General features: G+C 55.1%; 23 protein-coding genes and 1 pseudogene. 13 read left to right on the forward strand and 11 right to left on the reverse strand.

Going from position 1 to position 21,981, the window contains the following annotated elements:
* Nucleotides 1–39: 39 nt before the first annotated feature.
* The 3 genes from FHR27_RS04365 to FHR27_RS04375 all read right to left on the reverse strand — a co-directional run bounded on the left by FHR27_RS04365 (nucleotide 40) and on the right by FHR27_RS04375 (nucleotide 3,141).
* Nucleotides 40–1,026 (reverse strand): MBL fold metallo-hydrolase, encoded by a 987-nt coding sequence (locus FHR27_RS04365; protein ID WP_218878445.1) that lies wholly within the window; start codon nucleotides 1,024–1,026, stop codon nucleotides 40–42.
* A 549-nt stretch (nucleotides 1,027–1,575) separates the two neighbouring features.
* Nucleotides 1,576–2,031, reverse strand: a complete 456-nt coding sequence (locus FHR27_RS04370) for a hypothetical protein (RefSeq protein WP_179537902.1) — start codon at nucleotides 2,029–2,031, stop codon at nucleotides 1,576–1,578.
* Between the two features lie 156 nt (nucleotides 2,032–2,187).
* Complete coding sequence (locus tag FHR27_RS04375; RefSeq protein WP_179537903.1) at nucleotides 2,188–3,141, reverse strand: GlxA family transcriptional regulator; 954 nt, start codon at nucleotides 3,139–3,141, stop codon at nucleotides 2,188–2,190.
* A 122-nt stretch (nucleotides 3,142–3,263) separates the two neighbouring features.
* On the opposite strand from FHR27_RS04375, the gene FHR27_RS04380 reads away from it, so the two are divergent.
* From FHR27_RS04380 to FHR27_RS04390, 3 genes are all read left to right on the forward strand, one after another.
* Nucleotides 3,264–4,154: an MBL fold metallo-hydrolase gene (locus FHR27_RS04380; RefSeq protein ID WP_179537904.1), complete on the forward strand. Its 891-nt coding sequence runs from the start codon at nucleotides 3,264–3,266 to the stop codon at nucleotides 4,152–4,154.
* 174 nt (nucleotides 4,155–4,328) lie between these two features.
* Nucleotides 4,329–4,874: a cysteine hydrolase family protein gene (locus FHR27_RS04385; protein ID WP_179537905.1), complete on the forward strand. Its 546-nt coding sequence runs from the start codon at nucleotides 4,329–4,331 to the stop codon at nucleotides 4,872–4,874.
* Between the two features lie 182 nt (nucleotides 4,875–5,056).
* A complete protein-coding gene (locus tag FHR27_RS04390; RefSeq protein WP_179537906.1) occupies nucleotides 5,057–5,668 on the forward strand; it encodes a transferase in 612 nt (203 codons plus the stop codon).
* A gap of 230 nt (nucleotides 5,669–5,898) precedes the next feature.
* Here FHR27_RS04390 and FHR27_RS04395 read toward each other — a convergent pair whose 3' ends face one another.
* Nucleotides 5,899–6,219: a winged helix-turn-helix transcriptional regulator gene (locus FHR27_RS04395; RefSeq protein WP_179537907.1), complete on the reverse strand. Its 321-nt coding sequence runs from the start codon at nucleotides 6,217–6,219 to the stop codon at nucleotides 5,899–5,901.
* Nucleotides 6,220–6,304: 85 nt separating this feature from the next.
* Here FHR27_RS04395 and FHR27_RS04400 point away from each other — a divergent pair, with 85 nt between their 5' ends.
* Together FHR27_RS04400 and FHR27_RS04405 are read left to right on the forward strand one after the other, a co-directional pair.
* Nucleotides 6,305–7,165, forward strand: coding sequence for an NmrA family NAD(P)-binding protein (locus tag FHR27_RS04400; RefSeq protein WP_179537908.1), 861 nt, complete (start codon nucleotides 6,305–6,307; stop codon nucleotides 7,163–7,165).
* 260 nt (nucleotides 7,166–7,425) lie between these two features.
* Nucleotides 7,426–7,542 carry a transposase gene (locus FHR27_RS04405; protein WP_218878446.1) on the forward strand — a complete coding sequence of 39 codons (117 nt, stop codon included), beginning with the start codon at nucleotides 7,426–7,428 and terminating at the stop codon, nucleotides 7,540–7,542.
* Between the two features lie 224 nt (nucleotides 7,543–7,766).
* Here FHR27_RS04405 and FHR27_RS04410 read toward each other — a convergent pair whose 3' ends face one another.
* The 5 genes from FHR27_RS04410 to FHR27_RS04430 all read right to left on the reverse strand — a co-directional run bounded on the left by FHR27_RS04410 (nucleotide 7,767) and on the right by FHR27_RS04430 (nucleotide 12,285).
* The gene (locus tag FHR27_RS04410; RefSeq protein ID WP_179540028.1) at nucleotides 7,767–8,291 is read right to left on the reverse strand and encodes a putative natural product biosynthesis protein; all 525 of its coding nucleotides are present in this window, start codon (nucleotides 8,289–8,291) and stop codon (nucleotides 7,767–7,769) included.
* A 334-nt stretch (nucleotides 8,292–8,625) separates the two neighbouring features.
* The gene (locus tag FHR27_RS04415) at nucleotides 8,626–9,006 is read right to left on the reverse strand and encodes a DUF2946 family protein (RefSeq protein WP_179537909.1); all 381 of its coding nucleotides are present in this window, start codon (nucleotides 9,004–9,006) and stop codon (nucleotides 8,626–8,628) included.
* The gene (locus FHR27_RS04420; RefSeq protein ID WP_179537910.1) at nucleotides 9,003–10,532 is read right to left on the reverse strand and encodes a PepSY domain-containing protein; all 1,530 of its coding nucleotides are present in this window, start codon (nucleotides 10,530–10,532) and stop codon (nucleotides 9,003–9,005) included. The genes FHR27_RS04415 and FHR27_RS04420 overlap by 4 nt, the downstream gene beginning before the upstream one ends.
* Nucleotides 10,533–10,782: 250 nt before the next feature.
* Nucleotides 10,783–11,181 (reverse strand): DUF2946 domain-containing protein, encoded by a 399-nt coding sequence (locus FHR27_RS04425; protein WP_179537911.1) that lies wholly within the window; start codon nucleotides 11,179–11,181, stop codon nucleotides 10,783–10,785.
* A 144-nt stretch (nucleotides 11,182–11,325) separates the two neighbouring features.
* Nucleotides 11,326–12,285 carry a GlxA family transcriptional regulator gene (locus tag FHR27_RS04430; protein WP_179540029.1) on the reverse strand — a complete coding sequence of 320 codons (960 nt, stop codon included), beginning with the start codon at nucleotides 12,283–12,285 and terminating at the stop codon, nucleotides 11,326–11,328.
* A gap of 252 nt (nucleotides 12,286–12,537) precedes the next feature.
* Between FHR27_RS04430 and FHR27_RS04435 the strand changes: the two genes are divergently transcribed.
* The 8 genes from FHR27_RS04435 to FHR27_RS04470 all read left to right on the forward strand — a co-directional run bounded on the left by FHR27_RS04435 (nucleotide 12,538) and on the right by FHR27_RS04470 (nucleotide 20,370).
* On the forward strand, nucleotides 12,538–12,825 hold the full coding sequence (locus FHR27_RS04435; protein ID WP_179537912.1) for a hypothetical protein: 288 nt from the start codon (nucleotides 12,538–12,540) through the stop codon (nucleotides 12,823–12,825).
* Between the two features lie 49 nt (nucleotides 12,826–12,874).
* Nucleotides 12,875–13,249 (forward strand): PA0061/PA0062 family lipoprotein, encoded by a 375-nt coding sequence (locus FHR27_RS04440; protein WP_179537913.1) that lies wholly within the window; start codon nucleotides 12,875–12,877, stop codon nucleotides 13,247–13,249.
* Nucleotides 13,250–13,319: 70 nt separating this feature from the next.
* Nucleotides 13,320–13,994: a hypothetical protein gene (locus FHR27_RS04445; protein WP_179537914.1), complete on the forward strand. Its 675-nt coding sequence runs from the start codon at nucleotides 13,320–13,322 to the stop codon at nucleotides 13,992–13,994.
* Between the two features lie 351 nt (nucleotides 13,995–14,345).
* Complete coding sequence (locus tag FHR27_RS04450) at nucleotides 14,346–14,741, forward strand: DUF2946 domain-containing protein (RefSeq protein ID WP_179537915.1); 396 nt, start codon at nucleotides 14,346–14,348, stop codon at nucleotides 14,739–14,741.
* Nucleotides 14,742–14,813: 72 nt separating this feature from the next.
* Nucleotides 14,814–16,973 carry a TonB-dependent receptor gene (locus tag FHR27_RS04455; RefSeq protein ID WP_179537916.1) on the forward strand — a complete coding sequence of 720 codons (2,160 nt, stop codon included), beginning with the start codon at nucleotides 14,814–14,816 and terminating at the stop codon, nucleotides 16,971–16,973.
* Nucleotides 16,973–19,030 (forward strand): TonB-dependent receptor family protein, encoded by a 2,058-nt coding sequence (locus FHR27_RS04460; RefSeq protein WP_257026812.1) that lies wholly within the window; start codon nucleotides 16,973–16,975, stop codon nucleotides 19,028–19,030. The genes FHR27_RS04455 and FHR27_RS04460 overlap by 1 nt, the downstream gene beginning before the upstream one ends.
* An 89-nt stretch (nucleotides 19,031–19,119) precedes the next feature.
* Complete coding sequence (locus FHR27_RS04465; protein ID WP_179537917.1) at nucleotides 19,120–19,611, forward strand: copper chaperone PCu(A)C; 492 nt, start codon at nucleotides 19,120–19,122, stop codon at nucleotides 19,609–19,611.
* Nucleotides 19,612–19,746: 135 nt separating this feature from the next.
* Nucleotides 19,747–20,370 (forward strand): SCO family protein, encoded by a 624-nt coding sequence (locus tag FHR27_RS04470; protein ID WP_257027029.1) that lies wholly within the window; start codon nucleotides 19,747–19,749, stop codon nucleotides 20,368–20,370.
* Nucleotides 20,371–20,516: 146 nt separating this feature from the next.
* On the opposite strand, the pseudogene FHR27_RS27205 reads toward FHR27_RS04470, so the two are convergent.
* Together FHR27_RS27205 and FHR27_RS04475 are read right to left on the reverse strand one after the other, a co-directional pair.
* A pseudogene (locus tag FHR27_RS27205) lies at nucleotides 20,517–20,726 on the reverse strand (FAD-binding and (Fe-S)-binding domain-containing protein); the annotation flags it as partial.
* Nucleotides 20,727–20,788: 62 nt separating this feature from the next.
* On the reverse strand, nucleotides 20,789–21,721 hold the full coding sequence (locus FHR27_RS04475) for a GlxA family transcriptional regulator (protein WP_179537919.1): 933 nt from the start codon (nucleotides 21,719–21,721) through the stop codon (nucleotides 20,789–20,791).
* Between the last annotated feature and the right edge of the window lie 260 nt (nucleotides 21,722–21,981).

Genomic DNA, 21,981 nt, shown 5'->3' on the forward strand with positions numbered 1-21,981 from the left:
CACTGAGATACCGTGGCCTTTTCGCTCCGCGGACGCTATTTAGCGTTCAGAATTAACAGGATTTCGGTACTCGACAGGCACCCAGCTGTAGCCCTTTTCTTCTTTACGCAGATGCCCAATCCCTGGAAAGGGCAAGTGAGCCGCTGCCACCAACCAACGCTCCCTGGCGGCCTTAGCGAACAACCGTGTGCGAGATGCAACTGCGGCTTTAGGATCGACGTCCACTGCGATGGTTACCTCCGGATGCGGCAATTGCACAGCATGCACATGCACAATGTCACCCCAGAGCAGCAGCTTTTCGTCTCCCGAACTGAGCAGGTAAGACGTGTGACCAGGGGTGTGACCATTTGACGGCACGACCTGAATTCCTGGGCTGATGGAGTCACCTTCATTAAAGGTTTTGAATTTGCCTACATCTGAGTAAGGTGAAATTGCATCACGCGCCATTTTGAAGAATGGACGCTGCTCCTCAGGCAATGAGCCCTCCTGCATCACGTCGAGCCAGTAATTCGCATCTTGGGCTGCGGCCCAGACGGTTGCGTTAGTAAAGGCTCGTTTGCCGCTTGGCAGGGTCACTCCGCAGGCATGGTCAGGATGCATGTGCGTCAGCAGCACTGCATCAACCTCTTCGGGCCTATAACCGGCAGCACGGATGTTGTCGACCATCCGCCCCATGGTAGGGCCGAAGCAATCAGACGAGCCCGAGTCGATCAGCACCAGCTGTTTCCCGTCATCGACGAGAAAGGCGTTGACCGCTGTCTGTACGAACGGCGCCGCCTTCTGGTACTCATGCAGCATGTGCTCCTGGATCTTTTCTTGCGGCATACCCGCGAGGTGCTTCGGGTTCAGGTCGATATAGCCGTCGTAAACGGCAGTCACAGTGGTATTGCCGACCATCTGCCGGTAGAAGCCGGCTGCCTGCTGATGTTGGTCGGCCGGAGCTGCGAATGCAGCCTGCGATGCGACAGCCATAAACGCTACGACGCCGAGCGTCTTCAGACGCTGCGGTAGAATCAGTGTACCCATGACAAACTCCACAATCAGGCATCATTGCCTGTTGCGAAATCGTATGAGCGCGCGAAGCACAGACCCATAGCGTCACTGGAACCAGATTGGTAATCAAAGCCTATACATTCGGCCGAGAAAAGGCTGTAAGAGGCATCACATGGTCAATGGCTGCTTCTGGCCGACTGCAACCCCTCGGGGTAGCGTGCGAGAATCTAAGACGGAAGGAGCGTCTCGGAAGAATTATGACAAACAGCAGAAAGCCGCAACACTGCACGATCTGCGCATGCCTACTCGACAATCCGGAAGATCCACTATCAGGAGATACCGGCGGGGATTGCTGGGGATGCATAGGCGCTATCGAGGCGGAAATGGGATGCGCAGAGTCGCTCGACTTCGTACGCCAAGAATACGAGGCAGGACTTCGGCCTGGCTGGATCGATCCGTTCAAGCCATGACACGGAAGCTGCATTACGACTGCTTCGGGTCGATTTCAGTCAGTCGTGACAGTCAATAAATGACCCGAAGTGAACGCCCTAAAAAACAGAGCAGTCTCCTCCCTCCGCCAAATCAAATCTCAAGCGCGGCGCTTACAGTGCGCACGTAGGAGGTTGAGCTGAATACGAATGGGCCAACGCCAGGTATTACGCGAGGTTCTTCATATCCATTTTCGTAAGCAAATACCTCCCAAATGATCTCAGCACAGAGTCTGCGAATTTGCACTGAGTAGGCTCCGCATCCGATGTCACCACACTCAGGGCAAATATAGATGAGCACCCGATAGGGCCCTGCCTCCGGCTGGTCGCATCGAATCAAGCTCTCGGCAAACCGGAGGTTCTGTTCTGGATAACCTGATACGAACCCACTCATGTAGTCAGAATGCCCACCGTCAGCGGTCACCAGGATTTCCAGTAAAGAATGCTCGTCGATTTGAAAATCAGCAAAGCTACGCTCAACACTGCTACAGCCGTCCGATGAGCTTCCGGGGCGAACCTTTTCCTCAAAGGTCATAGTGTTGTGCGGCATGCCTTACTCCTTGCGTAAAGGTACTCAGAATTAGACACATTGGGCACGAGTCAGGCAAGGCCGGAGGGCTTCGGCGAATGTCCGGTTGTGGCCGATAGCCGCCTGTAGTCACTGGCTGCAATCGGCCAGCTACGGGCGTTCGACCTAAGCAGCCGCTTACGAAATGAACATCCGCCGATACTCCGAGGGTGAAGTACCTAGGTGAGCGCTGAATTGTTGCCTTAGCGATAAGGGCGTTCCAAAACCTGCTTCGCCGGCGATGCATTCGATAGACAAATTGGTCGTTTCCAACAGCTCTTGCGCCCGGACAACTCGCTCAGCGTTCAACCATTTGGTTACCGTGCTGCCGGTGGCTTCCCCAAATCGGCGAGTAAACGTTCGCCTACTCATCTTTGCTATTTCTGCCAGAACATCGACCGAAAGATTGCTGGCCAGATTCCGGCGCGCCCATGCCAGCACGTCAGACAAATGGGTCTCGCTAGCCAGCCGGGGTACCGAGCGTTCGATGTATTGGGCTTGGCCGCCCGGCCGGTGTGGGGGGGTAACCAAGAGCTTTGCGGTGCGATTTGCAGCCTTAGCGCCGTGTCGCTGACGAACCAAATCCAAACAACAATCAATCGCTGACAGCGTTCCCGCCGAGGTCATGATGTTGTCGGCACTGGCGTATAGCACCTCAGGTCGAAAACGAGCCTTGGGGAATCGCTGTGCAAACATATCTCGGGCGAGCCAATGAGTAGTTGCCTCTTTCTCATCCAGTAAGCCGGCATCGCCGAGCACGAACGCACCTAAACATAAGCCCACAATCAACTTACCTTGGGCATTGGCGAGTTGCAGGGCTTGCACCAGCGATGCTGACGCCACAACTGCAGGGTCGCTCCAGGCCGGAATGACGATGACATCTGATGTCATCATGAGCTCAAGCCCATGCGTGACGGTTATAGCGACGCCCTGATCACTATCCATCATGCCCGGTACCTCAGCGCAGTACTGGATCTCGTATTGAGGTTCATCCTGTGCGGCTTCAACGGCTCCGAACACCAGCCCAGGCACGGAAAGATGAAACAGGCTCACGCCGTTGTAAGCCAGAACAGCGACGCGTATGGAAGGCATCGATAAGCCTCTACTTGATTTTAATTGGCCCAATCTTATCGATATATGGCGTTTAGGTCACTGTTGAGCTTTCGCTGAATGGGCAAAAATGAACTCATCAAGCATTCAGCAGGACTCAGAAAATGAAACTCAAAGCGCTTCCGCTCGCACTTTGCATCGCTCACGGCGCTGTCATCGCACCGGTGTTTGCTGACTCAAGCAACGCGTCTACAGCCGATACTGCTCGTACAGTAGAACTGCAGCAGGTTCGTAATGCGACAGCGAAAATCACTTACGCAGGCTCCACGTTCTTGATCGATCCGATGCTCGCAAAAAAGAACGCCTACCCTGGGTTCGAAGGTACATATCGCAGTCATTTGCGCAATCCAATGGTGGATTTGCCTGAGTCACCCGATGTAGTCATCTCCGGTGTTGATGCAGTTATCGTTACTCACACGCACCTTGACCACTGGGACGACGCCGCACAAAAAGCACTACCTAAAGATATACCGCTCTTTGCTCAGCATGAGGCAGATGCGCAGTTGATTCGTTCTCAAGGGTTCAAGAATGTACGTGTACTGACTGACGAAGCTGAATTCGGTGGTGTCAAAATCATCAAGACTGGTGGTCAACATGGCACAGACGAGATGTATGCCGTGCCAGCACTCGCTAAACCGCTAGGTGAAGCCATGGGCGTGGTCTTCCAAGCGCCAGGCTACAAGACCCTTTACCTTGCAGGCGATACTGTCTGGCGTAAAGAGGTCGATCAGACCATTGAGAAATATCATCCAGAAGTCATTGTTCTCAACGCAGGGAAAGCAATGATGACCGGGTATAAGGGGTCGATAATTATGGGCGAGGAAGACGTGTTGCATGCTTCGCAGGCCGCGCCAAACGCAAAAATTGTCGCAGTACACATGGACTCAATTAACCATATGTCCCTGACCCGTGAAGAGTTGCGGGAGTACGTCAAGAAGCAAGGTATTGAGAGTCGCGTTGAGATTCCAGAAGACGGTGCTTCGTTGACGTTTTAATTTGAATTGGCTTGCACTGCTGTAGTACCGCCGCTCGGAATTACCCCCACCTTTTTAGGGGCTCAGTTGGGAAGTGGGTTCTTAAACAACCCACGTCTATACGCTCTTGCGAGGGTTGGCGTTTATCTGCGCCCTCACACAACATCACGTTGGAAATTTGATTGGAGATCGTAAATGAAACGAGGTCTTATAGTAGTTGATCTGCAAAACGAGTATCTGCCAACGGGCAAACTGCCTTTGAGCGGCATTGAGGCCGCTGTGAAAAATGCTAGCCGGGTCATTAGCCACGCACGTAATAGTGGAGTTCCCGTTTTCCATATACGCCACGAAGCCGATAACAGCGATTTAGGGATCTTTATTAAGGGATCCGACGGTGCCCAGATTCAGCCAGCAGTAGCCCCTGATGCCAACGAACCGGTAATCGTAAAAAAACACATCAACGCCTTCCGCGAAACTGACCTCAAACAGCAACTGGATGCTTTCGAGGTAGACGATATCGTCGTCGTAGGTGCAATGAGCCACATGTGCGTCGACGCTGTAGTACGTGCAGCGGCGGACATGGGTTATCCGGTTACGGTACTGCATGACGCCTGCGCCACCCTGGATCTTACGTTCGGTGGCGTTAACGTGCCTGCCGCTCACACGCACGCGGCGATGATGGCCGCTTTCGAGTTTGGCTACGCTGCCATTAAGTCTGTGGACGACTATCTTTCGGCGTAAGTCCGCAACTATCGAGCGATTGCAAATGGACGTTGCGACTCCTTTGGGTCGATTTCAGCCGGTAACGACAGGCTGCTTTTGCGAATACCCACCCTAACGCAGGCTGCGTTCGAATTTTTGAGAGAGGCCAAGGTTCCAACCAACCGTGACGACCTATCACCACTACCTTGCAGGAGGCTTCCTTGAAGTCATTTGAAATTACAGAATTTATTGCCAAATGGCCCTCGCTAGGGCTAATGCCTGCTGCCGCTTGGCTGGTGGCTCAAGACTGCGAAAACCAGGTTCTAGCATTAATGGCCGGTCTGGGTGATGGCTACCGCCGTGAAGGCAGCTGTCTCATCCACGAAAGTGCCGTTGTTGAGGAAGGAGCAGTGCTCAAAGGCGCAATCATCATTGGCGAAGGGGCATTTGTTGCGTCGGGGGCATATTTACGGGGAGGTGTTTACCTTGGCAATAACTGCATTGTTGGCCCTAGCTGTGAAATAAAAAGTAGCTTCATGCTCGATGGGAGCAAGCTGGCGCACTTCAACTTTGTCGGTGACTCACTGATCGGTGAGGGCGTAAACATTGAAGCAGGTGCAATCATCGCCAATTATCGCAATGAGCTCGATGGCGCAGATATCAAGATCCGCTTTGCAGAAAGCGTGTTCGAGACGGGCGTGAAAAAATTCGGTGCCTTGGTAGGCGACGGCTGCAAAATAGGGGCGAATGCTGTTATCGCCCCAGGCGCTCTGCTACTGCCTAACACTCACGTTCCTCGTCTTGGGTTGATTGATCAGTATGCCTATGATTAAAGCGTCGGCTTCCGCGCTGTGCAATTTTCTGTGGATTTCATCGTCTGCCGGCCTTTTGCTGTTTCCAGTCCCGCCGCACTGAAGAACAAGACAAGCCAGGTAGCACCCTCCTTGCCTGTCGCGCTCACGGAGGTGAGATCTTCTCCTTGGAAGGGCATCTAGGCTGTGCGCCCGGCCTTAGAGAGAGCAAAGTCGTCACCCACTCGCAATGCCCTTTGTCGGTGCTTGAACTACGCATTCGTAGGCAGTGAATCTCCCCACTGGCGCATGGCCTCCAGCACTCCTCGAAGCTCTTGCCCGAGCGGCGTCAGCTCATAGACAACTCTGGGAGGCGTTTCGGCATAGGCAGTCCGTGTCAGCAGACCATATTGTTCAAATCGCTTAAGCCGAAGGGTGAGGGTGTGTGCGCTGATGCCAGGCAAGCCCTCCTTGAGCTCCGTGAAGCGGCACGACTTATCTAGCAGCTTGAGGATGATCAGCGTTGCCCAGGGACCGTCGAGTATGAAAAGAAAGCGCTCGACGCCGCAGCGTGCTTCGACCTGATAGGCCATAAATATTCCTATTAGTGCATTTGACGTAACTGATGCTATCAACGCAGCATTAAAAATTCAATAAAAGCACTAATGGAGGTACAACATGAAGTATGTTGTTCACGGCGCTACTGGAGCCCAAGGCGGGCCTTTGTATGATCTGCTAACAAAAGCTGGCCATACCGTGGTTGCTATTGTTCGTGATCCGTCAGCACATCCAGGCCTGAACGCGGCCAAGGCTGATATCGGTTCGAGTGAGCTGCTTGCACAAGCCTACCAAGGCGCTGATGGTGTGTTTATCCATCTGCCCATCGCTTCGGAAGCTGACCGCGTCAAATTCTGCGACAGCATTGCACTGGCGATTGCTAAAGCGCTCCCCAAGCGCGTGGTGATCTCGACGAGCGGATTTGTAGTCGATGACCCTAATTCCTCGCTGACAGTCCCGCCCGAAAGCGCGATCCGCAGCCTGATAAGCCGCATCGAGCAAGCTGGTGTTTCGGTTGCGGTCATAGCCCCCAGGCTGTATCTCGAAAATCTTCTGATGCCGTTGGTGTCGCAGCCTATGAAGGGAGAGGGGGTGTTGCGCTACCCTCTACCAGCCGATTACCAGGTCTCGTGGTGCTCCCACCTCGACATCGCTGACGTCGCTGTCCGCCTGTTCAAGGACACGGCTGTCACCGGCGTTGTCGGGGTAGGTGCGATGCCGGGCCTGAACGGAAACGATTTGGCGACGAGTTTTGCAGAATATCTCGGCCAGCCCGTCAGGTATGAGGGGGTCGAACCCAAGCAATTCGGGGCGCTGCTAGAGCCCTTTATTGGTATCCATGGGGCTGCCGAAGTCGTTGGAGTATACGAGGCTCAAGCGAGGAGTGTTCACAACACGATTTTGAACGAGACGAGTGCTCAGACCCTCCTTGGATTGACGCCTCGCTCTGTTAAGCAATGGTTGCAAGACCTTAACGTTTAGCCCCGGAAAGGTGGTTGTCAGCGGCTTGAGCCGATGACGGCCATCTCCAGATTTTTAACGGAATGCCGACACCCATCCCTGACTCGGATTCTACCCCAATGACACCTATCGCCTTTCGTCGCTGGGCAGATCCAATACGCTCCCAGCGCACTCCTCAGTAACCGTCCGCCCAAGTCATCTACCCAGCCCTGCAAAGCGAAGACATGGTGTGCACTTAAATTTAAGTGGGCACCAGTTCTAGCCTTTTAAGCGGGTATCTCATGCAGCCAACACGCCGTTCTTATTCCAAGTCCTTCAAAGCCCAGATCATTCAAGAGTGCGCCCAACCAGGCGCTTCGATTGCCAGCGTCGCGCTCGGCCATAGGTCGCCCGAGTAGCGGCAGAAACGTTGAAATGCCCTGTGGATGCCGTAGACGTCATCTTCTCAGAAGTGGAGCCTTTAGACTGGCATCGCGGTGGGCAACCGTTCACCATCAATCGCAAATAGAAAACAGGCATTGATACACCTGCCTAAGCGAGTTATTGATTTAGTAAATGAGTTGTCGCGTATGCCTTAAACCACCGCAACATACGCAACTTTGTAGTTTGGTTGCTCTCTTTGTTACTCAGGTATTCGTAACCACCGCTGAAATCCTTTCTCTCCACTTCCCGTTAAAGGCGACCATGCAAAGTCCATCCTGGCGGGAGGAAGCGAGTCAAAGTCGATACCTTGGTTATTGTCATAATATTTCCACTCGAGTGTGATCGCCGGTATCACTGAGCATGCGATCAGTATCCCCTTAGCTCGACTGTAGTCATTACTCGCCCACCGTGCAGCTGCTGCGGAAAGCAAGCTCTCGACATGAGAGGTACTCACTTCGGCAGCGAATTTTGAGTTCAGCAACCACCGGCATAGGCTTACATGAAACGTCCAGTCTTGAGAGGGTTGGTTGCGATAGGCCCAGCCCATGAATCGCCGAAACATTTTCAACCCATCAGGCGGATCCAGTTTCAAAAGCACAGGACACAAGTCGAAGATCAAGTGCCAGTAAGGTAGCAATTTCGAGTCCAGTGTAATAAATGTCCTAGCGTTACCAGGATAGTCAGGAAATATTGCATCACTGGATCTTGGCTTAGGTATAGGCATGATGCTCAGCCTCACTGCGTCTTCCAGGAATCGCTGCTTCACGCGGATGATCGCTGTGTTGTATTGGCTGCTTTTCGAGCATCTCGGCACCCGGCATATCGACCGTGCTTCTGGTATCTCGGCTGTTGGTAGTCGCTTTGCTCCGCGGCGTTAGAGCGAAGAGACAGAGCAGCAGGGGAGGTGTCGAGCGGCAGGTGGATCGGGAGCGAATGTGAACGGACATTATGTGCATCCTGTGGACACGATAGGCGAAAGCAGCACGCCTCAATGCGGGGCATGCAAGCCAAAGGGTTAAGCCAAATCGAAAAGAGCTGTCAGGCCTTCAGCCAGACAGTCAGCAGGAAGGCGGTGCTCGGGGAAGATGCGCCACCCAGTCATGCAGTGCCGTGGTGTGGGGAGTTTGATGAGGGGGGATGAATGGATTGTTCAGTGTCGGCAGGGTTAGCAGCCAGGCGGTACTTTTCAGCAATGCGACCCCACCGCCGAACGAGCACATCGGGCAGTCGATCTTGCTCAAGGGTTGCGGTAGGGACTGGCTGGAAAGCCCCTTCAACTCTGTGACGATCTGGTCGCCGACGGAAAGGCAGAACCCGCCTTGCAATCCGCTGAGCCTCAAGCCGCTCATCTGTCCATGCGCAATTCCGCAGGCGAACAGGCTGAAGAGCACGCAGCCGTAGAGCGCCCAAGCGGTAAAGGCTCTCAGGGGGCGGCTCATCGGCATCCGTTCTTGCTCCGAATATCTGGTTCAGACTGGCGATCATCAGAGGTCTTGCGCTTTGCTGTCCTTTTGCCCGGAGCCAGGCGACGCCATCCCAGTACGACACCGGTCAGGCTGATGAGCAGGCCGCCAATGCTGAAAAGAATCATCAGGGGTTCACGCAGCCATGGCCTTTCCAGCAGCGGTGCCCAGTCCCAGCTGTGCAATAGATTGAACAGCAATCGCCCGGCGCGCTGATGCCGATCCAGTTGCTCGATCACAGCGCCGCTATAGGGATCAATATGCAGCCATGTGGCGGAAGGATCCTGGAAGCGCACACGCAGCATCGGCAGTCGCTTTCTCGTGGCGCCGTACATGCTCTGTTCGGATCGAGAGACGTAGTAGAAGTCGTAGGCATCCAGCCATTCGACTTCAAGAACATCCCGGGGGCGAACGAGCCGAGCCGCTTTTTCCAATGTAATCGAAGGCAGCTGAATCAGAGCCTGGGCGTCCTGAATCTGCGGCAGAATCCGGCTTTCCCCTGTGCGGTCGTAAGCCACTCGATACATGCGCTTGCCCACGATCTGCCAATGCAACTCCACGGGCTCGAAGCCTGCAGCTTGGAAGCGTTTCAACACTTCGGAGACCCGCTCTGTATTGATGTCACTGTAGAGGTTGGTGCTTTGGTAGGCGCTAGTATCCAGACGCACCGGGTTTGCAAAGATCCCCCACGGCCGCATCGACATCAGCCCACTGAATATCCAGGCAATGAGGAGGGGGCCGAACAGCAAACCCGCAATATGGTGCCAGCGGGCCGGCAAGCCTTGATAAGGCGAGCGTGATCCGCTGCGGTAGGGCTTGGAAAACCGCCAGCGCAACAGGCCAATGACGTAGCCCAAAACGGCCATCAGCGTTGCTGCAAGCGAGAGGTAAATGACGATCTGCGTCCACCAGGGACTGTCACGCAGCAGGTAGATCCAGTGCAGCCACGAGCCAACCCAATTCCATACCCGCTCGGTACTGTTCGCGTCCCGTATCACCTCGCCGGTCTGGCTGGAGATATACAGCAGGCGTGCCTGAGGCTCGTCCAGTTGAACGACGTGTAATGGCCGATCCCTGTCCAGAGCGCGTGAGCGTGTCCAGGCGTCTTCCTGAATAGCCCTCACATAGCGGTTGGGTACTGGCGCGAACTGCATGGCACTGGCGAGTGCCATAGTGGCATCGACCGCGGTGATGCGTTCCCCGGTACGAGCAGCTACCGCTACGCGTGTGCCATTGGCGTAGTCCAGTATGTAGTGCGGTTGCCCAACTACCGTAGTCAGTCGCACTGCAGTAGGCGTCGAGCCTCCAACCTGGATGGCCTGTGCCGGGCCTACGCAGCAATCATTTGTGCCCAGCGTTGGTAGATGCCCAAGATGCTCTTGAGGCGTCAGCTTTGGGTATCCAACGAACAGCATCACGACCCCGGAAAAGAACCAGAGGGCCATGAACAAGCACAGGACAATGCCCAACCACCGATGCCAGAGATAGAGATAGCGCTTCATGGTGGTCAGAAGCGCAGGGTGAGAGGGCCGACGTGCCTCACGTAGCTCGAGCTTCTACAAGCCTTTAGCTCCGTGTCATCAGCAGGCAACTTGTGCTCTTGGATGATTCGAGCATACGCAAGATTGCAGTCGCCACACGGCTGCACCTGAGAGGTGTTTTCTTGATTCATGAACAGCAATTCCACGCAAATGGGTACGCGCTGTTTCCGCGTAACGCCAAGGCGTAATGCTGCGGATCAGCCAGAAAGATTCACACTGCGTAGGAAGTGGTCGGTGGTGCGCGGGGATTTAGAGAGGGCCAGAAATAGCGGGGAGGGGGCTGTGCCAGGGTGCGTGTGACTACCGGTGAAAGGCTGCCCTTGGGCATATCGCGCAGATCCCAGTCTGCCGTGTTGACTGCGACTGCAAGCGAAGAGGAGGAGCACAGTGGGCAGTTGAGTTGGTAAGCCGCATGTTGCGTCTGGTCGGAGCCGTCTGCGTCGAAGCCTTGGCCGTTACCGCTACCCATAGAGCAGTAGCCGCCATTAAGACCGCTAAGCGCCAGTCCGCTCATCTGACCGTGATGAATACCGCAGGCGAACAGGCTGAACAGGACGCTGGCGTACAGCATCCAAGCAACGAGTGTTCGTTCATTGCGTGCGATTTTCATGGGCGCGACTTTACCACCCGGATAACGTTTCGCACGCACAAGGGCCGTGGTGGATTGCCGCACGCTAGCGGCATTGCCGATTGTGCTCGACAAGTCCCGCGATAACTTCGAGGCGTTAAAGTCATATTCGGCCCACGCAGGCCTTTATGGCCTTGATCTGAAGTGTGCACGATGCTCCCTCGGCGTCACGCCAAATGCTTTGATGAATCGCCTGATCAAAGTTGCTTCACTACCAAGACCCGATTTGTAAGCTATTTCCTTGAGGGGGCTGTTGGACGTAACCAGCAGATGGCGGGCGGCATCCAACCGAAGTAGTTCGACCATTTTGCTAGGCGTCTGGCCTGTATCCGCGGTGTATTTACGAAGAAAAGTACGCTCGGTCATGTTCATGAAGTCGGCCAGTACCGGAACAGAAAGATCTAGGTTCAGGTTTGTACTTATCCAGGCATGCAGGTCAGAAAACTGACTGCTACCCGACTGCAGTCTTAGAGATGAACTGAATTGATCCTGATCGCCCGGGCGTTTCAGGAACATCACAAGATGTCTCGCGACCTCGAGTGCTGCGGTGTGCCCCAAGTCTTGCTCGACAATGGAAAGGGCAAGATCAATCCCTGATGTCACTCCTGCCGATGTCCATATGTTTCCATCGTTAATGAAAATGGGCCCTCTCTTGACGATCACCTTGGGAAAGAACTTTTCTAACTCTTCATACGCAGACCAGTGTGTCGTCACTTTTCGGCCATCTAATTTGCCGCCTGCCGCTAGTGCGAATATGCCTGTGCATACCGATACCAAGCGCTCTGCCTTGTCTGCATGAGCTACGAACCTGGAGAACTTTGACCCTTTGCAAAACTCCTGAATACCAGGCCCGCCAGGGATTATTAGAGTGTTTGGCGATGGCGTGTGCGCTTCTAGAACCTCGGCGCTGAGGGAAAGCCCCGTAAAAACCTCCGTATCACTTTCCAGAGCAAGGATCGATAAGGAATAGGGTGGAATAGGTGATTTCGTGTAGTGGTTGGCCGCAATGAAAACATCGAGAGGCCCCGCTAAATCGAGAAGACTGACCCCGGGATACGACATGATCTGTATCGACTTGCTGACCATTGATACCCCTCCAGAGAATGGCGGCTTGATCTTGCTGCGATTGGCGGAAACGAGCAGCTTTTTGTCATTTTCGCCAAGATAGCCTGCCTTATGCTGGCTCCGCAATCCCGAAAAAGCGTTATTCAGCGCTTGTGAGTTCGAGCTTGCCTGACGAGGTGTAGGGAAAACCAGGGCTACTACCGCACCGCTGTCATGAAGCAGGTTCGCTTTCAAATGCCCTTTCTACGCGCTCTAAGCCTTAGGGGTTCCAGCATGTCACCAGTAAGCAACGTCATCGAGTTCGAGGCTAAAAAGGGTGAAGACCTGCAGCTAGAGGTTCTATTGCTTTTGAAATACATAAAGCAGGTTTCGGTCAGGTGTACTGACTGCAGCTTGAAACGAACTCAGGTAGCCAATGGTTGGATTATTGAGCTCGTTTGGTATGACGCAAACGCCATGCACGATCACTTGTCTTCCAAACCGCTTGAAATACTGGCGAATCTGTTAATTGCAAAATGCTCCCGAGTCTCTTTCGGAGCCTTGGTCAGCGCAGCGGCATGAGACGCCGTTCTTGCAGGAACTGACTCCTAACCACTTAAAGGTATAAAAAATGAAAGTTTGGATGATTGCTGCCGCAGTTGTTTTGTTGTCAGCTTGCACCAGTACGTTGCCGGCACCAATAGACTCGAAAAGTGTAGTGTTGTTTTCCCGCGACTCTACTCACACGCTAGTGGCCAGTAAATTGAATGGAGAGCGTGTGGAGAGCGGGCGTTATTTTTCTGTCCTCTCAGGTCATAACCGTTTGGAAGTGCTCGTCGTTGGTGAGTCAGGTAAAAATTACACGTTCAACAGGTTTGTTTTGATCGACTATGACAATTTCAGCAAGGCAAGTACTTATAAAATATCGGTCGCCGACAGGGGCGTTACCAAAGCCCTACAATTGATTGACGAGAATGGTGTGCTTCTGGGAGAGAGCTCTTTTTGATTCATGTTGAGAAATTTAGTCGTGCCTCTGTGCCTTGAGAAGAACTCATAAATCACTGCAGTTCAAAATCATGTCCCTAGTTTGGCTCTCATCCCTTTTTCAGATTAGAAAAACATTGCCAAGATTTTTGAAGATATCAGCTGCTGCAATCTCATTGATGATCGTCATCGGTTGCACGTCTAAACACATTACCGAGAACCACTATGACCAAGTAGAGGTTCCCGCCGGGTTACCAGCAGGCCCTGTCGCCCTGATCATTACTGGCTCAGTGATTGAGACGATTGAAGAGCTTGGGGCCTATAACAGCTATTACAAGGATGCGCTGACGGCGCGCCTTTATACCGAGAACATCCGGCGTGCCTATGTGGAAACCTCGCAACCACGCTTTAGCGTGGAGGGGGTGACGCGAGTGCTTGAGGAACGGTTCGGCGAGGTTCGCTCATTCCAATCATTCGACGATGCTGCACGCAGCGGTTTGCCGCTCATTGCGACATTGAGCATGAACACTCAGCTGATCGATGGTCGCGGTTCTGAGCCGGCTTCTTCCCTTTCGTTGGCTTTCCATAAGTCAGATGGACGTTACTTGGGAACCATCCATGGCACAGCATCATTCGCGCTGGCACCGCTTTGGCCGCGTAGTAAACGAGAGAGCGAGATCGTTACAGAAATACGGCAGCAGGGAGAGGTTCAGCGACAAGCACTTGAGTTACTCGAACAGCGATTGAAGGAAGTACCTGTGGAGTAGACATTGCCGGTGACGATGTCGCAAGTCGATCTCTGCGATGGGGGGAGGGTATGCGGTTAGGTTCCTTGGAAGTCGGCAGCTAAGAGGTGCGACAACTTGCCATCCTGGGTCGGGGCGTGTTGTCGGATTTTGCCAATCACCCCCCGGAATTGCCAGGTGCAGAGCCAGCTTGTATCGAGGCTCGTAAGCCTGAGGCGGGATGTCGCAGGTGCAATATGCTTCGCTGCTGTCAGCATCAGCGTTTCTACTGAAGGGTGTGCAGCTTTCTAACACCACTGAACGGTTGGGTCGGCGCGGTTGTTAACTCCGCTGACCTGTACGTCGACCCATACTGCGGTAACGTATCGCCTCATGAAATTCGCACGCAATGAACGCGCGTTCGTAGCCTGGGTGCTCTATGGATGCATCCTGTTCAGTGCGTTCGCCTGCGCGATCGGTCATGGTCAGATGGCAGGCCTGCAGTTGGCTGGCCTCGATGGGCAGTATTGTTCCCTCGACGACAGTATGGGTACCGGGGCCGATCTTGATGGTTCTGGTTTGGTTGCAGCAAACCCCGTCACTGGATCCAGTTGCGCGTTGGCCAGCCTGTTCAGCGCCATCATTCTTGCCGCGTTCTACGGTCTGTGGGGCTTGCTAGCTGCCGATCAGGTGCGGCCTCTGTCCGGCTCACAACGCCCCCGATTGAATCGGTATCGCTGGCCTCCGGCCAATCCACGTGCATCGCCCCTCGGACTTCTCTCGCTCTGAAAGTACCCGTTCAGGCTGGCTGTGATGCCGGGCCGTGTGCGGGCTTATCGAATAAAAGCCTGGAAGTCCTTTATGTTCCGCATGACCACCCTGGCGCTGCTCGTTGGCAGTAGCCATCCTGCGTTGGCGCAAGATAACGCCCTGAAACTACCTGTCAGTACCGTCTCCGCAGTTGCTGCAGAGCCTAAAGAAGCAACGGGTATCGATCTGGATGAGGCCATCGAGAGTGGCTCGCGCCTAAACCTGAGCGCCCGTGAGAACCCCGCATCCGTCAGTGTGGCCGACCGCGAGACGATGGAGCGCATCGGTGCGCGCAACTTCCAAGATGCGGCTAATGCGCTGCCTGGAGTGAATGCCTCCGCACCACCTGGCTGGGGTGGCTATGTCTCTTACCGCGGCTTCAATGGCGGGCAGATTGGACAGCTGTTCAACGGCATCAATCTGCAATACGGCGGCTCAGCGCGCCCGGTCGGTGCGTGGATCTACGATCGCGTCGAGCTGCTGGGTGGGCCCTCGTCCTTTCTCAATGGCAGTGGCGCGGTGGGCGGTAGCCTAAACTTCATCACCAAGTTGGCCAGCCGCGACAAGAACAGCATCGAGGGGCGAGTGAGCTACTCGCGTTACGACACCTGGGAGACTGCCATCGGCGTAAACCAGGCCCTCAACGAGGGTGACGGAGCGCGCCATTACGCGCGTCTGGACTACAGCCGCACCCACACCAATGGCTACATCGATCGTCAGGAGAACGGAGCTGGCAATCTGGCTTTTTCCTTGTTGAGCGATATCAACGACCAGCTCTCCCACACACTCGCCATCGAGTATCTGGAAGAGCAGGAGGACAGCCCTTACTGGGGCTCGCCAGTGCTGCAGCCACTGAGCGGCAAGCTGCATATCGAAAAACATAACCGCTTCAAAAACTACAACGTCGATGATGGGCGCTACGAGCAGAGAACTCGCTGGTTGCGCTCGATTACCGACTACCGCTTCGACGACTCCACAGGGTTGCGCAACACCTTCTATCACTATGACGGTCAGCGCGATTACCGAAATCTGGAGGTGTACCGCTTCAACGCGGACAACAGCGCCGTAGCTCGCTCCGCGGGCTATCGCCAGCGGCATGATCAAGAGGTGAACGGTAATCGTCTGGAGTTGACGCACGCGAGCGAACTGTTCGATCGGGCCAGCGACTGGGCCTTTGGCCTCGAGTACAGCCGCAACAAGCAGGTTAACTATCCACTGTCCATCAATGGGCCTTTCGGCGCTGCGGTAGACCCAGGCAGCTTCGATCCAGGCGAGTTTCTCGACATCCCTGGCATGGATGCCGCACGCACGAAAGGCCGCAGCACCTGGACGGATACCACGTCGACCTTTGTGGAGAACCGCACACGCCTGACTGATCGTCTGGCACTGATTACCGCGCTGCGCTACGACCACATTGATTTCGAGGTAGTTGACCACGCGGCGCGCAACTCACTCAATCGCCGCTGGGACGCCTTTACCGGTAGGGCAGGGCTCGTCTATGACGTGACCGATAACGCCAGCCTCTACACCCAATACAGCACCTCAGCCGAGCCGCCAGGCGGAACCCTGACCAGCGCAAGCATCGGCCAGGTCGGTGACTTCGACTTGAGCACCGGACGCCAGATCGAAGTCGGTAGCAAATTCGACTTCCTCGACGGCCGCGGATCTGCCACAGCAGCTGCTTACCGAATCGTGCGCAAGAACATCTCGGTGCCATCCTCCACACTGCAGAACACCACTGAGCAGGCTGGCCAGCAGACCTCTACGGGTATCGAGTTGGCAGCATCGTTCAAGATAACTCCGCAGTTGTTGGCAGCCGGTAATTTCGCCTGGGTGCGGGCCGAATACGACGAATTCAATGAAACCGTCGCCGGCGTGGTGCGTTCACGCAAGGGCAAGAACCCGGTGAACATTCCGGATCGCACCGCCAACCTCTGGCTGACCTACGATTTGGCACCGCAGTGGCAAATCGGCGCCGATGCACGCTACGTGTCTTCGGTCTACGCCAATACAGCCAATACCATGTGGGTACCGTCCTACACGGTCTACGGAATGTTCCTCAAGCACGACCTCGACGCGCATACCGAGCTGAGTGCGCGCCTGCGTAACCTCACCGACGAGACATACGCACGCTTCATTCATCAGACCAACACCCAGTACTACCTGGGTGAGCCGCGTAGCCTCGAAGTGGCCGTGCAGTGGAGATACTGATGATGCTCATACAGCGTCGTACCGAGTTACCAGTTCGCTCCTCCGCACTGCTGTCATGCTTGTTCTTGCTTATGCCTTTGGGCCACTTGAAAGCGGCTGATGCGGTACATGGGTTGCCTGCGCAAATCGAGCTGGATCCTCTGGATATTGTCGGCAACAGGGACAATGTACAGACGAGCGCGCGCGAGAATCTGGAGAGCCGAGCTGCCAGCACTGCTGTTATCGATGCCCAAAGTTACCGTAATGGACGAGCGACCACGGTGGTTGATGCCTTGGGCTATGCGCCGGGTGTTTTGGCTCAGAGTCGTCACGGCGATGAGGCTAGATTTTCCATTCGTGGCTCGGGTATTCAGCGTGGCTTTCTGATGCGCGGCATCCAGCTTTACCAGGATGGCATCCCACTAAATCACGCCGACGGCAGCGGTGACTTCCAGTCAATAGAGCCTCTCGCAGCAAAGTACATAGAGGTGTGGCGAGGCTCCAGCGGTCTGGAGTATGGCTCTAACGCCCTTGGAGGTGCGGTGAACTTCGTCTCACCTACTGGGCGAGATCAAGGGCCTCTGCAATTGCGTACCCAAGCTGGTGCCTACGATCAACGCCGCAATCAGGTGGCTGTTGCCGGGGCCGGTGATGTCTTCGACGGTTTTCTGAGCATCACCGACAGCCATCAGGACGGTTATCGCGATCAGTCCGCAACGGACTCCACACGTTACTTCGGCAATATCGGTATGCGAATTTCCCAAGACTTGGAAGCGCGTCTGTTCCTGACCCACCTCGAAAGCAAGATGGAAATGCCGGGGAGCATCAGCAAAACAGCACTACGCAACGCTCCCCGTTCTGCGGGTGCCAACTACGAGCGCCTGAATGCACACAACGACTACCGCCTTGATCGAGCAGCACTGAAGCTGAGCTGGAATGCTTCTGAGCAGACTGAAGTCGAGACGTCGTTTTATGTCGCGGATCGCAAGCGAGATCATGCGATGACCTTTGCGATTCTGCAGCAGGATCTTATCGATACAGGGCTGAGCGTCAGGATGGCCACCGAATTCGGTCAGGCGGATCTGACTCGCAAGCTGACATTGGGAGCTTCCTACTCGCGTCTTGAAGGCGAAGAGGATCGCTTCACCAATCCTAACGGTAAGCCAGGTGTTCTGACCCGCCAGAGCGATCTCGACGCTAACGAGAGCACTCTTTATGGCCAGTTTAAGTACGGACTGAGCAGCCACTGGGCCGTCGAAGTCGGCGCGCAGGTTGTGCAGGCTGAGCGCAAAACGACCTTCAGTGGGTTACCCGCAATCAGTTATGACGAACGCTACGAGGGCATGAGTCCCAAGATCGGTGTGCTGTTTGAACCAGACGACAATACACAGTGGTTCATGAGTGTGAGCCGTGGCTATGAAGCGCCCCCATTCGGCGAAATCACGGTCAACACCCAGCCCCTCGCTGAAGATCAAGAGTCGACTACCTGGGAGTTCGGATACCGCCACCGCCGTGGTGATCTGCAGCTCGATGCGGTGATTTACCGATCCTGGATCGACCGCGAATTGCTGTCGCTGACCGATAGCCAGGGCAATGCACTCGGCACGGTCAACGCAGACAAGACAATTCATCAGGGCTTAGAGCTGTACGCCAATGTACCTCTGGCCGAGCAATGGTCGGTGCGTATGAACTACCTCTTCAACGACTTCAAGTTCGATGGCGATTCGGTTTACGGCGATAATCAATTGGCTGGAATCCCTCGCCAATTTATCCGCGCAGAACTGCGCTGGTCGCCGTCCTCATGGCTTTACATCGCGCCCGCTCTCGAGTGGTTGCCAGGCAAGACATACATCGATCACGCCAACACCTTATCAGCCAGTGGGTACAGCCTGCTCAACATGACGGTCGGTGGTGCGTTGGGCCGGCACACCAGTTGGTTCGTAGAAGGGCGAAATCTTGCTGACCGCAACTACGCCGCCACAACAGCTGTGCAGGCCAATGTGCGGAGCGTGGACGGTGCTTATTACTTCCCCGGCGATGGCCGTAGCGTCTATTTGGGCCTCGAGTGGCGTCTATGACCGCTTCATGCTTAACCGATCTACAACTCATTCATCCTCCGCAGGGCAGTAGTACTGAACGGCGCCTGCTTAAACAAATAGGTAATCCCATGTCCCTCGCAAAATCCCTTTTGGCACTCTCGTTCCTGTCGCTTGCCCAGGTTGCTCATGCGCACGAGTTTCAGGCTGGCGACATTGAAATTATTCACCCGTGGTCACGCGAGCTCCCACCTGTGGCACCAACAGCTGCTGCGTACTTCGTCCTCAAGAATCAGGGCAGCGACGCTGATCGCCTGCTCACCGTGAGTACCAGCGTCGCCAGAAAAGCAGAGCTGCACGAGCATGTGCATGCTGACGGTGCGATGAAGATGCAGCAGGTGATGAGCATAGAAATTCCTGCTGGAGGTGAAGTGAAATTCGAGCCGATGGGCTATCACGTGATGCTGATTAACGTGAAGCAGCAAGCCAAAGCGGGTGATCACTTTCCCCTCACGCTGACCTTTGAAAAGGCCGGCGCGGTTGAAGTCGACGTCGTCGTACAAAAGGACGCCCCTGCTGAGCAGCAATCTCACCAAGGCCATGGCGAAGGTCACCAGCACTGAGTTTCAGGGCGCCAAAGGGATTCCCGATATTCCCCTTAATCGCGGCCAGCACAGCTGCTGGCCCGCGGTTGCCAAGAGAGCTCTCGCTGTAGAGCTCATCTCGAGCTCGCGTTGTATTTTTTTGGAGAGATATTGATGCGTCGTTTGCTACTGTTTTTCACTGCTGCATGTGTTGTCGGAGCAGGAGTTGCCTACTGGGCCTTTAAGGAAGCGCCATTGGATGAGGCGGAGCTGGCGAGTGCCGATATCGTGCTGATGCCCAGCCCTCGTGAGCTTCCAGGTGTTCAATTGGCCACCATGGATGGGCAGGCTTTCGGCCCGAAATTCTTCGCTGGGAAATGGACGTTGGTGCTCTTCGGCTACACCTTTTGCCCGGACATCTGCCCTACAGCTTTGAGTGAACTGAGGCAGGTTTACCTGGCGCTACCGCCTGAGTCACGTGAGCTAATGGGTGTGACGATGGTCAGCGTGGATCCGAACCGGGATACACCTGAGCGTGCCCAGCAATATGTGACCTACTTTGATCCGAGCTTCACCGCGATGACGGGAGAGCTCGCAGCGGTACAGCACGCCTCCAGTGTCATCGGCTTGCCATTCGTGCCTGGGGACACCAGCCAACCCAACTACCCTGTCGTGCATACCGGCAACCTGGCGCTGATAGACCCAGAGGGTAAGCAGGTCGGTTACGTCAGAGGGCCGCTGAAGGTGAAAGAACTCATCGAGACCCTGCCCAAACTGTTCTCGAGTGCCGGCCCATAAGGAGGTCGGAGCGGTATCTAGCAAGTCAGATTGTACTTCGCGTTCCCCAAGCCAAGCTGCGGCTAAATCAATCGCATGGAGGCGGTCAGCATGGGGCGATTCGAGCTGTCGCCTCTAGCACGTGAGACTGGATGCCCAGCAAGCATTCAGTCTTCGTAGTGTTCCAGTAAGGCCTGAATGGGGTGACGCAGTTTTTTATCGTTCATCCTCGCGGACTGGCTGCGGCATGAATCGCCGGTTGCCAGCGGCTCCGCTCCGTCCTCAGATTTCAGCGCAGGCCCCCACGATTGAGAGAAGATCGTTTTGGATGATTGCAGGTTGCGTGCTTCGTGGCCGTAAGTGCCAGACATAGGGCAGTCGACCACGTTCACGCCTAGCATGAACTTCGGCGACCTGACGCTCGCATGGGAAGCGAAATTCATCTTTCCACGCGCCGCACAGTTTGCGGTGACATTCCATGGAGCTTTATAAAAGCCCGCCTCATCCGTTCTGGATCGATAAAGCCTACGGATATGGCTATTTTTTCGATTGGCTCCGAACCTTCACGCAATCTCAGGCGCGCTGCTTCGACACGTAAACGCTCCACTGCTTTGGCAGGTGTCTCCCCCGTTTCCTGACGGAATGCTCTGCCGAACTGGCGAACGCTCAGGTTGGCTGCTTCGGCCAGGCGTTCGATGGGCAAAGCTTCGGCAAGATGCTCGCGCGCAAACGTCAGCGACCGCCTTATGCGATCGGATGCTGGCTCCATCTTTGAAAGCTCCGAGAACTGCGATTGCCCCCCTGTGCGACGGTGGTACACGACAAGATGCCGTGCCACGGATTGAGCCATCTCTACTCCATGGTCTGCTTCGATCAATGCCAGAGCCAAGTCAATTCCAGCGGTCACGCCCCCAGACGTCCATGCGTTCCCGTCCATTACGTAGATCAGGTCGGGCTGCATCTTCACGGAGGGATAGCGCTCCAGAAACAGAGGGACGGCTTTCCAATGAGTTGTCGCGCGTCTGCCATCGAGAAGCCCGGTCTCTGCCAAGAGAAAAGTGCCGGTGCACACACTGGCCACTCGAGTCGCTCCAGATGCATGTGCGCTGGCCGCACAGATCTGAGCTGGTTCGAACATTGGTTCCAGCCGGCCACCAATGAAAATCACAGTTTCTGCCGAGATAGCGTTGAAGGAGACCGTCTCCATAGCAATACCACTGCTGTTGAACACACTCCCACCCTCGGCGGATGTTACGGCAAGGGAGTAGAGGGGGCGGCCGGCCACTAGCGAGGCGGCTTCGAAGGCGGCGAGAGGCCCGGCTAGGTCAAGCAGCAAGAATTCAGGGCAGACGTAGAGTGCGATGTTTTTCATATGGCCTTTTATAAGGGATTAGCGTCCTTTACGCCATCGCTGCATTGCGTGAAACTTTCATCCGTACACACCTTGCTCCGCTCCGGGTCGGGCACTTTCAACAATCCACAACGGCCGAACTATGAACCGCTCCTCTTCCTCAGACGCCACTAGCGTGGGCGACATGTCGTGCTCGTTGTCGTCGGACTCTCACTCTCTTTCCGTGGAGAGGGCAGAGGCACTAGTAGTAATGGTGACTGCGATCCCCCAGACCATTCTCA

The organism is Pseudomonas flavescens (assembly GCF_013408425.1).
In the GTDB taxonomy this organism is placed as follows: domain Bacteria; phylum Pseudomonadota; class Gammaproteobacteria; order Pseudomonadales; family Pseudomonadaceae; genus Aquipseudomonas; species Aquipseudomonas fulva_A.